The following is a 10,016-nucleotide window of genomic DNA, read 5'->3' as shown; positions in this document are numbered from 1 at the left end:
ACATCGAGCAACATTGAAATTTGGACACCCAGAAAACCACCCATGGCGGCACCCGCTCCGGCGCCGACCCAGATCCGTTCCACACCGGCCATCAGCCAGGCCAACAGGCCTCCCAGCACAGTACCGACAAGGATACTCACGAGAAATCGGCGGCCGCCGAGAAAGCCGATCACGACACCGAGTCCAAGCCCGACACAGATGGCGACGGGCATCAGCCCTCCGCCCATGGTAAGACCGATAAGCGTACCGACGGTACCCATCACAGCTATCCCGAGTGCAATATCAAACACCTTGCTTCTCGTCATCACCGATCCTTCAGGGACGGGACAGACCAATCTCTACTTGGCCGGAACAGCAATCAGCGGACCGAAATCGACTTCAACACCAGGCGCCGCGATGATGGAAATTCCCCATGCCTTCTCCGCCGGCTCATGCTTATGAATCCGCTTGAAATCCTCATACACATTCACCCGTTCCTCAAACCATTGTCCGACTTCCTTCGTTCCAGTCTGGACGACAATCTCGGAGCCACTAAACATGCCGCCTTCCGTTAAGGTGCCATCCGGCTTCGACTCGCTCCATACATATTTCGTGAAAACCGGGATAAAGAGGAGATCGGTATCGAGGGAAGCATAGACCGCGGCAAGCGGCTCATTTCCAGTCGTCGCTTTATTGAGACGCCATCGCCAGGTCAGAATAGGATAGATCTTGGGATCCCAATCGATTTTCTTTTTCTTGATCCGCTGCCCGGCATCTTTCGCCGACAAGAAATTCGCGCCGTTCTCCGACTGCACCTTATAAGCGTCGCGCCCTTTCGATTGGCTACGCTGACTTTCGTGATCCCACAGCGAAGGGAACCCGTCCGCTTCCTTCGCTTGAAAATCTTCCAGCACCAAAGCCTGCCCTTGGGCGTCAACGGGATCTTGCCAAGCAAAAACACCAAATACAATACCGAGAACGGTTGCGGCACAAATCGGCACACGGCGCTCCATTGTTCTATTCCCTTTCTATGTTTCTTGCGACGGAACCGGCGCAAGCAACGGCGCCGCTTTGTCACGAAACTCCTCATCCATCGCCATCGCCGGCTGTTGCCCATGCTCACACATCCAGAACAGCGCAAGAACAGCCGCCCAAAATACCACCATGTTCAGCGTCACCATTTTGGTGGCGAACTGAAGGTCCGGTGTGAAGGCCCATGGCGAGACGTCAGCCATCAGCTCACTGACATGCCAAGACAATCGTCCCGACGAACGAATATAGCCCATCAAGCCCATCACCCAACTGAAGGACGCCGCCAACCCGAACAATCCGACCATGCCCCGCAACGGAATTTTTCCCCACTGAATCGGGCCATGCACCACCGCTCCTCTAAGCATGAGACGATTGATCACCACGCCGGTTACGATCACCGTCAGCGTCGTGAGGGCTTGTGGAGCTGAAAGACCAACCCGAATCTTCGCCGGCAGATAGAACCCATAAATGGACAGCCAGATGATGTTCAACGCCCCGACCGCATACAGCACCGCGATCGCGATGTTTCCGGTTCTGGTCCATGAAATGGTCATGGTTCGATTCGCTCGACGATAGTACAAAAAGCTGAGCGCAGTGACGAGGATCAGGATGTTGACCGCTCCATTCTTAGCCGACATGACACCATAGTTCCCGATCACAGGATGCTGAGCCCCTCCCATCGCCTTCACTTCGCTCGCAGACATGAACAAGGTGTGCGGTGTCAGCCAAATGAAGAGCGCCAGCATTAATACACCCAACAAGAGCTGGTAGTAGGGCTGATACCGCTCGCTTCCTTTGATTCGAGCCATACTCTGCCAGAGGTAATAGTTGATTCCCAAGAACAAGGCACCGATCAAGAGCGCCTGAACCACAAACAACCAGGTGAGCAACCCGCCCATCATCGTCACACCCATGGTTTGGCGAAACACGAACACCGACTTCATCAACCAATAGCCGGCAATGGGCATGGGGACGAGCGCGCAGACCGTGACAAACAGGAAGATATATCCCACCCAATCGAAATACGCCCGTTCTTCGTCTGTTTTACTGGTAAAAAACCGATAACATGCATAGGCCAGCACGACCGCCCCGCCGGACATGATATCCGCAAGAAAGCGATGGACGTTCAGAGGATTCCAAAGGGCGGAGTGCAGCAGATGCCAGGCGTTTCCCAGAAACCGGCCTTGCGCATCCACTCCGGCAGGCGACATCATGAAGGCGGACCAAGCATTCACCATCATCAATAACGCCGTTCCCACAATGTTGGTCAGAATCCCGATCGCAGCATGAATCCACTTCATGCCACGTTCCGTCATCCGATTCCAGCCGTAGTAATAGACGATCAGCAGCAGCGACTCCCCGACGAACACAGCCGCGTAGACGGGCATGAACCCTTTGAATGTTCCGCCCATATATTTCATGAAACTGGGATACAGCGTGATGAACATCGTCAGCATCACGCTGCCGATGAGCGCCGTGACGGAAAGCGCCAAGACCGCCACCTTCGCGAGATCTCTCGCCAGACCATCGTAGCGAAGCGCCAAGGCCGGCTTTGGAGTTATTAGCCCCAGGAACTCGAGCAACGCACAAAACAATGGCAGGGCGAGAACGAATCCTCCGAAATAGGTATGTTGCTGCGTCACGAACCACACCAGCAGCCGATTGTCTAACGAGCCGATGCGCGGATAGACCGTTTCATGAGGAGTGGGAGCCGCCGGTCCCTGCGGAGTTCCTTCGGTGCCGAAGTACACGTCCGTCGACGATTCCGCAAATGACGAATCGGGCCCATTCCATACGCATCCAATGGCGATCGCGACCAGCGCGATGCTGGCCGCAACACGGATCGCGAAACGCTTCAACCTCAATCCTTGCCCCATGCATCTACCCCTTCGTTTCGGTCTTGCCGAATACCAATTCCCCAGCCGCACCGGCAGCGCCGACCGGCTTTCCAAGAATCCCCATCACGAACGGACAGCGCAACATTCCGCTCGATAGTTGGGGGGCTTGTTCGTCTTCAACGTGCCGTCGATTGCCTAGATAGTAGCCGTACAACACCATCATGGCCGTGACCAGCGCGCCCATCACGGCGGCTGAGCCCAACGTAATCGTCGGCTGCCCCGCGACAAACAACAACAGTCCCATCGTCACAAGATAATAGGTCGAAGCAAAAGCCATCCCAGGCCACCACCAATATTTCAGCAATTCCCCCGGGGCGGTCTGACGAAGAATGCGAACCCACGACACGGAAGGATAGAGTCCGCCAAAATAGGCACAGAGGGCGAGGCCACCACCGAGGACGGTCACGCTCAACAATTGAGCCAATGCCGCTCCTTGCACATCCGCGATAACCGCTCCGGGCAACGATGCCATCGCGCCCATGGCAAGGCCGACCATGACCCAGGGCCCCAATTGCCAAGCTCTACGCTGTACCAACAAGCGAAACTGTGCTCCATCAGGGAACGTGAGAAATGGCCGTCCCAACACCGAGAGCTTGCGCACATGTCCGATTTCAAACGCGTCGCGAGCGACCGCCGTGCACGAAATGATGATCGCCATCATGGCCGGTCCGTCAGGATGTAGGAGATAATCGTAATTCATGATCCATAGCAGAGTCAGCACCAGCAGCGAGAGCTGAATGCCATAGACGGCGCCGATCCAGCCGGCAAGCCAGCTGAGGAGACGCGCTCCATCCTGCTGAACGATGACGGCCCACGAAGCGGACCGGCCGACTCGATAGGCCAGGACCGAGGTAACCATTGCCACCAAACTACTGACCGTCAACAGAACAAGGGGGTCTGCAATCGGAACGAGATGCTTGACAAGACGATACACCACGAAGGCAATTAGCCCGGGGACCAGCATCACGATCCGTTTCTGCTTGCGCACGGTTTCTTCCGTGACCGCCAAACTTAAGCTCGGAAGTACGCGCAAGGCCATCCGGTGCAACATAGTGGACTCGTCAAACGTGAGAGGGGAGACGTGAAACATGAATCGGTTTTTTCACCTTAACGTTTCGCCTTTCACGTCTTTTGAACGCCCATCCCAAAGTACTTCGCCTTCACTTCTTCCATCAGAGACACGGTAACACGAGACCACCCACGGTCCGCAGCCGTGCGCTCAAGTTCAACCCGAGCCATGGCGCGAACCGGAGCCGGAACTCTTTCCAACCGCCGCTCCGCCTCAGGCTCCCATTCAATTCGCTCGCCGATTTCTGGACACAACAACACATCGTGCGTGACCACCTGACAATCACGCTGCCGAACAGCCTGCTCCGCATCCTTCTTGATGAGAGTTGCTATATAGGGCGGGAGTCGATCCAGCCGGTGCAATGCCTCATCAGTCCACATCAATCGATCGACCAGTCCATACGTCTGTCCTTCCGGTACCTCGACGCCGATCTTTAGTTCGCAACCTCGGCATTCCGATCGGATGAACCATTGCGGGGCACCACTTTCTCCTGCCCGCTCTTCGATCCCTTCCGTATGCATCCATCGACCACAGCCACAGGTCAACATCTCAATAGGCTACCCAATCTTCCCGGGATATAGAATATACAGCATGGTGTAGGTAAAACTCCCCGTGACAAACAAGACGCAGTAAATGACCATCGTAAATCGGCCGAGCGCGCGATGTCGCCGTGCGCCATCAGGCCAGATCCGTTGAATCGCCATCTCGATCGCGAACACGAATGCGACGACCATAAGAAATGCGAGGTACACTTCAAGCTTTCGCATTGAAAAGCCGGCGGTCGCCACGCGCGAAAAAAACAACCCGAGCACCGCCACGGCAATTCCGCCGAAAATGACCCCGATCTTCTTCCACGTCGTGAGCAATCGCGATTCCCGGAGGGACCGCACTCCGTCAACAAATTGTTGAGAGCGAAAGCCCAGCACGATCATGTAAACCGCCATGACCAAGCCGATGATGACAAGAATGATATGGAGCGTGAGCACCGGAATAAAGACGTAATCATAAAGCGATTGAGAACCACCGAATCCCTCTTTCCCCTCCACAGCCAATACGCCGAGCTGTCTGAAGAGATAGTACGCCATAAAGAAACTGAGCATCGATATCATTCCGCCCAGCATCAACCAATGATGGGCATCGGCCTGTCGCTTACGAGCCCGGAGCCATCCAACGACAAAGAGAGCGGTAAACAGCGTGGCCATCAACTGGCTTAAATCCGCGCCAGTTGTGGCATGGGTCCCCAAAAATCCCGGGTCTTTCAACCAATCCATCGCTCTGCTCTTCGTCTCTCGTCTCTCGAGGACCGTGCCTCGAAATGGGGTTCATGTTTCACCGAAGACGCTCCCCTCGCTTGCCCTTACTGAGTCGGCGAAACAGGCTTCACGCGTCACGAGATTTCAGGCCTTGCACGACGGCCGTCTTTTCCAATTCTAGGACAGAGCCAAATCCCGACTTGGTCAACCATTCCATCGCATCGCTGCATTTGTAACAACTGCCGTACTGCGTATTCACAAGAATATGGATGGTAAACGCCGTGGTCCACGCCGGGCCAGTCCCGGCCTCGTCCAGGAATCGATCCTTGATGATCAACCGCCCTCCCGGCGCCAGCGATACGAAGACTTTTTTGACGAGATCGTGATTCATTTGGAACGTTTGATAGTGAAGAATGTCCGACATCAGGACCACATCGTATGGCCCCCCGAGCTGATCTCTATTGAAATCACCGGGGGCGAGTGTGATTCGTGATTCCAACTTTGCGGCCTTGACCGTTTTTTCGGTCAACTTCAACGTGGCCGGAAGATCAAAAACCGTCGCGCGCAATTCAGAGTACACCTGACAAAAAGCGATGGCATTGGTTCCCGCGCCTCCCCCTAAATCCAACAGCCGCTCCGATCCCGTGAGTTTCAATCGTCTGGCAAAATCAGGTCCGCTTTGCTGACCGATCCGATTAAGGACCGTCAAGACATTGCTTCCAAGCTCCGGATCGGTCTCAAAAACATGCCGGTCAACCGTTCGCCGCCCCGTTCGAATCGTTTCCTCCAATTGTCCCCAATTGCTCCATTCCGCGTCATGCAAGAGGAGTAGATGGCCGACATATTGGGATGAATGCCGAACGAGGTATGTCAGTGCCGTGGAGGAGTTGCCGTACAACTCATGGCTTTTGGTCAGGAGTTTCATCGCAACCAGCGCGTTTGCCAGAAGACCGAGCGTTGAGGCATCCGCCCCGATTCGAGCCGCGATCGCTTGCGCTGTTTTTGGTGCCGTATCTATCGCGGAAAATATGTCCAGTTTCACTGCCGTCAGCAGAATTTTGGTTTCCCAGTAGTAACCAAGCTGGAAGATTTCCGCCAGGGAAAGCTCTCGTGACACACCAATTCCTCAAGCAAATAGCTCTTAAAGCCATGATCTTACCTAGATCAGAAAGTAAAAGACAAGACGCTGATGTCGCCATCGGTCACAAGCACGTTGCGGGATCACCGCCGAAGGCTGGCCTCAGTGTGCGTCCACACAAAACGTGGGTGGCTGTTTCGAACGGTGCGCCAGTCGGTATTCCAAGCTTGAGGCAGTCCGGTATCGGTCAGGTGGAGAAACACCCTACTGAAGGCGGATGATTTTCGGGGAATCAATGACCTTTGTGAATTAAAGGAATCGCGGTGACTTGACTCTTCTTCGGGATGCTGGCAGTCTCCGCGCGCGATGACCGTCTATCTTTGAAGGCCTACCGCCTAAGGAGTAAGGGATTTCGCAGGCAGCATACTCGACATATGACCAAAGCATGCCAGTCTCGACGGTGTTTAGTGCAATCAACCAAGGACGACAAACTATGATTACTTGCGGTCGGCTCCTATGGGGATTTTTCTGTTTCCTCCTGGCCATTAGTCTTACGCTGGCGGCGACAGGATGTTCCAAAGTACCGCGTTACTCCTCAGTGCCGCGTTACTATATATGGAAGGCTGAGCGTGGCGCGACGCTCTCGGATCTTGTGGCCGATCCGGAGAGATTCCACGGGAAAGTGGTGCTGTTGGGCGGGACCATCATCGAAGAAGAAGCGCACGAACAGTACCTCTGGCTGCGCCTCAAGAACCGGCCTCTTGACCAGGATTACATTCCCCATCCTCCAGCCAATCTGAGCGGCCTCGAAGCCGGATGCTACTGGGTGATGGTGGAGAAGAATGAACTACCTCAGGCATATCGCGATTGGGCGCGAGTGACGGTCGCCGCACGGGTCACTGAGACTACTAAATTTAAAACTGAGCCGGTGCTGGCGCTTCTTTATGTGCGCGGGTGGGGGATCAGTGGGAAAAGTGCCGGGGTCTGGGAGCACATCGACCCCAATTATGTGCCCACGCTTCCGGGGGGCACCAGGTACCCGAATGCGCCAAGATATGCGCCGCGATATTAATAAGCCGCCCGCCACCGGCTTTCCGACTCGGCTATTTCGACGGAAGTTGTAGGAATCTCTTTCGGATGATGACCCTGTGCCATTATGGGGTCAGTTGATCTCGTACCGTGTAGCATCGACTTATTCGGCCTCAGCGATCGACTTTCAAGACCCGCGACGGCGATAGGCGAAAGCAAACCGCACCTGTAACATCGCCTCACTGCGTAATAAGTAAACGACGCACCGATGGAGCATTCGTCAAACGGTTTGACGCGAACCAATCAATGCCGTCTGCTCTAGACACGCCACTACCGGCAAAAAATATAACTGACACCCTGACAAAGATCCTCTAACACGGAAATGGAAAGGCACTGCGACTCATTTTCTTCGGGAAAGGGCTGAAAACACGAAGGGCAGCGGATGTTCCGCTGCCCTTCGATCGCGAGTACAAGATGAACCGTCTTACTTGATTTCAGCCTTGAGATTAGCGGTCCCACCGTCGGCCACATCGACTTCGAACTCAATCTTCTTGGCCTTGCCGGCAAAGGGATGCCAGGCTACTACCTTATGCTTGCCCGCAGGGACATCCTTGATTTCGAAGGATCCATCCTCCTTTACGACAGCGAAGTGTGGGTTCGACACGGGTAGGAAGAACGATTGCATGAACTCATGCTGATCGCACTGTAACCGGAAGTACCCTTCCTTCTCAGCGCCGCCACGGAACGTCACCGGCTTATCGAGCTTATCACCCTTTTTAGCCAAACCGATATTGAACCCGGTTGCCGAAGTCGAGCCTTTCACCGTGAAGCTATGGGGATTGTGGAGCACACCGGCGACTGACTTGGGGTCATCGGGATCGGCGTCAGTGTTTTCAACCTTGAAGGGTCGAGTATTGACGACGATGCCGCTGAACGGCTGGAAATCACAGAACTCCGCTATGACTTCCGTACCGGCATAGCCGTCCATCCAGGCCTTATCTTCGATATCCGCAACCACAACGACGGCACCTTTCAAGCCACCGTCCTTCCCCACTTCGATCTGCTTCAGAAACCGCTTGTCGCCATCTACTTTGCTCTTATCCTTCTCAGCGATCTTGGGGCAGAACTTTGGATTCGGAAACTTTGAGAAGAGAAACTCCTTCTGCTCCGGCTTACCGGCATACGTCACCTTCCCAGTGATTGTTCCTCCCGCATACGAGGTGAGAGGCGCCGCGACCAGCGCGACGGCTGCTACACCCAACATGGCTGATAACGCACTCTTCATTGTACTGCCTCCTTGTAATAGACCAACTACCTAATGCTGACTCGCTCTCTCCGCCCTTTCCCATCAGCCGAGTAGAAACCCATGAACTACATTTGCTTACCGCAGGATACAAATACAACCATCCGCTGGCGAGACTGGCTCAGATCGAGTATGTATATGAAATCTTACCGCCCGCTGTCAATGTCAAACAAGAGGCACCTAGCGACCTTCATAGTAGCAATTTTGCCGTTGTCCTGATACAGTGGCTAAAAATTGGACGCGTCCTCGACCTCGAATGTCCGAGTGAATCACAGCGGCATGCCCCTTCCCACATCAGCACTTCAATGACAGCATCAACAGCGTCTGCCAAAGCCCTCAAGCGCACGTACCCGATCTATGTGACAATGTTGCTTTTCGGTGTCATTGTAGTGAGTGCCCTTATTGGTGTTCCATTATTCGGGTATGTCTATGGCTATACCTGGCTGGATTGGACCATGTTCGTGCTTCTCTACATCATCACCGGACTGGGCATTACGGTCGGGTACCACCGCCTGATCTCACACCGGAGTTTCAGCTGCTCCGACTGGGTCAAGGCCGTGCTCCTAATCGCGGGAGGATGGGCCCTGCAAAACTCCGCTCTCAAATGGGGTGCTGATCACATTCGTCATCACGCTGCCTGTGATCAAGACGCCGATCCGTACAATGCGAAGCTGGGGTTCTGGCACAGTCATTGTGGATGGCTCTTTGCCGATCAACGCTATTCCGACGAAAAATATGCCACGCGCCTCCGGCAGGATCCGATTGTGATGTGGCAGCATCGTTACTACGTACCGATCTTCCTCTCAGGGTTGGCGCTTCCGTTCGTGGCGGGCTTTCTCTATGGCGGGTTGGTCGGCGGTGTCAGCTGCTTCATGCTGGCCGGCCTGGGACGGACATTTGCGGTATTGAATTCAACCTTTTGCATCAATTCAGTGTGCCATCTCTGGGGACGCCAACCCCACAGCCAGGCGGATTCCAGTCGAGATAGCTGGCTGGTCTCGCTCCTGACCTTCGGCGAAGGGTATCATAATTATCACCATACTTATCAAAGCGACTACCGCAATGGTCCTGCCTGGTATAACTTCGATCCCTCCAAGTGGCTGATTTTCCTCCTGTCGCTGCTGGGACTGGCCTGGTCGCTCCGCACCTCGACGGTGACTGATTCCAGAGCTTCACATTTCTAGGCGACTCCCTAACGGAGAGGCCCAGACCGGCGCGCTAGCGGAACGAGACGTCCTTAGTATTTTCGCAAGAACACAGGCGGGAGATTCAAGAGCTCTTCGCGGATGATCGCCCAGAGCGTCTCCAGCATGGCGGTGAGGTCGGGCGCCGTTCGCGTCAGCAATTTGACCGCAACCCCCGGCACCGGCGGCGT

The 10,016-nt window shown here is 54.8% G+C and carries 9 protein-coding genes and 1 pseudogene; 2 read left to right on the top strand and 8 right to left on the bottom strand.

Features of this window, described 5'->3' with window-relative positions; all coding sequences use genetic code 11:
* From ACOSYY_RS04275 to ACOSYY_RS04245, 7 genes and pseudogenes are all read right to left on the bottom strand, one after another.
* A pseudogene (locus ACOSYY_RS04275) lies at window positions 1-305 on the bottom strand (hypothetical protein); the annotation flags it as partial.
* A gap of 33 nt (window positions 306-338) precedes the next feature.
* Entirely contained in the window at window positions 339-980 is a 642-nt protein-coding gene (locus ACOSYY_RS04270; protein ID WP_421661030.1) for a DUF3047 domain-containing protein, read from the bottom strand.
* Window positions 981-1,007: 27 nt separating this feature from the next.
* Window positions 1,008-2,888, bottom strand: a complete 1,881-nt coding sequence (locus ACOSYY_RS04265) for a cytochrome ubiquinol oxidase subunit I (RefSeq protein ID WP_421661029.1) — start codon at window positions 2,886-2,888, stop codon at window positions 1,008-1,010.
* Between the two features lie 4 nt (window positions 2,889-2,892).
* Window positions 2,893-3,960 carry a hypothetical protein gene (locus ACOSYY_RS04260; RefSeq protein ID WP_421661028.1) on the bottom strand — a complete coding sequence of 356 codons (1,068 nt, stop codon included), beginning with the start codon at window positions 3,958-3,960 and terminating at the stop codon, window positions 2,893-2,895.
* Between the two features lie 71 nt (window positions 3,961-4,031).
* Entirely contained in the window at window positions 4,032-4,499 is a 468-nt protein-coding gene (locus ACOSYY_RS04255) for a PCP reductase family protein (RefSeq protein ID WP_421661027.1), read from the bottom strand.
* 36 nt (window positions 4,500-4,535) lie between these two features.
* Window positions 4,536-5,249: a DUF420 domain-containing protein gene (locus ACOSYY_RS04250; protein ID WP_421661026.1), complete on the bottom strand. Its 714-nt coding sequence runs from the start codon at window positions 5,247-5,249 to the stop codon at window positions 4,536-4,538.
* 109 nt (window positions 5,250-5,358) lie between these two features.
* Window positions 5,359-6,348, bottom strand: coding sequence for a methyltransferase (locus tag ACOSYY_RS04245; protein WP_421661025.1), 990 nt, complete (start codon window positions 6,346-6,348; stop codon window positions 5,359-5,361).
* A 454-nt stretch (window positions 6,349-6,802) separates the two neighbouring features.
* On the opposite strand from ACOSYY_RS04245, the gene ACOSYY_RS04240 reads away from it, so the two are divergent.
* The gene (locus ACOSYY_RS04240) at window positions 6,803-7,381 is read left to right on the top strand and encodes a Slp family lipoprotein (RefSeq protein WP_421661024.1); all 579 of its coding nucleotides are present in this window, start codon (window positions 6,803-6,805) and stop codon (window positions 7,379-7,381) included.
* A gap of 441 nt (window positions 7,382-7,822) precedes the next feature.
* On the opposite strand, the gene ACOSYY_RS04235 is transcribed toward ACOSYY_RS04240, so the two are convergent.
* Window positions 7,823-8,623, bottom strand: a complete 801-nt coding sequence (locus ACOSYY_RS04235; RefSeq protein WP_421661023.1) for a hypothetical protein — start codon at window positions 8,621-8,623, stop codon at window positions 7,823-7,825.
* Between the two features lie 323 nt (window positions 8,624-8,946).
* On the opposite strand from ACOSYY_RS04235, the gene ACOSYY_RS04230 reads away from it, so the two are divergent.
* Window positions 8,947-9,825, top strand: a complete 879-nt coding sequence (locus tag ACOSYY_RS04230; protein WP_421661022.1) for an acyl-CoA desaturase — start codon at window positions 8,947-8,949, stop codon at window positions 9,823-9,825.
* Window positions 9,826-10,016: the final 191 nt, after the last annotated feature.

It is taken from the genome of Nitrospira sp. BLG_2, assembly GCF_049222245.1.
The sequence above is the reverse complement of the archived record's forward strand: the minus strand, read 5'-3'. Positions and strand labels throughout refer to the sequence as shown.

What these genes read in the sequence shown, in the direction of transcription:
- ACOSYY_RS04265 (WP_421661029.1), bottom strand. Translation starts at nt 2,888, where the DNA reads ATGGGGCAAGGATTGAGGTTGAAGCGTTTCGCGATCCGTGTTGCGGCC.
- ACOSYY_RS04260 (WP_421661028.1), bottom strand. Translation starts at nt 3,960, where the DNA reads ATGTTGCACCGGATGGCCTTGCGCGTACTTCCGAGCTTAAGTTTGGCG.
- ACOSYY_RS04255 (WP_421661027.1), bottom strand. Translation starts at nt 4,499, where the DNA reads ATGCATACGGAAGGGATCGAAGAGCGGGCAGGAGAAAGTGGTGCCCCG.
- ACOSYY_RS04250 (WP_421661026.1), bottom strand. Translation starts at nt 5,249, where the DNA reads ATGGATTGGTTGAAAGACCCGGGATTTTTGGGGACCCATGCCACAACT.
- ACOSYY_RS04240 (WP_421661024.1), top strand. Translation starts at nt 6,803, where the DNA reads ATGATTACTTGCGGTCGGCTCCTATGGGGATTTTTCTGTTTCCTCCTG.
- ACOSYY_RS04235 (WP_421661023.1), bottom strand. Translation starts at nt 8,623, where the DNA reads ATGAAGAGTGCGTTATCAGCCATGTTGGGTGTAGCAGCCGTCGCGCTG.
- ACOSYY_RS04230 (WP_421661022.1), top strand. Translation starts at nt 8,947, where the DNA reads ATGACAGCATCAACAGCGTCTGCCAAAGCCCTCAAGCGCACGTACCCG.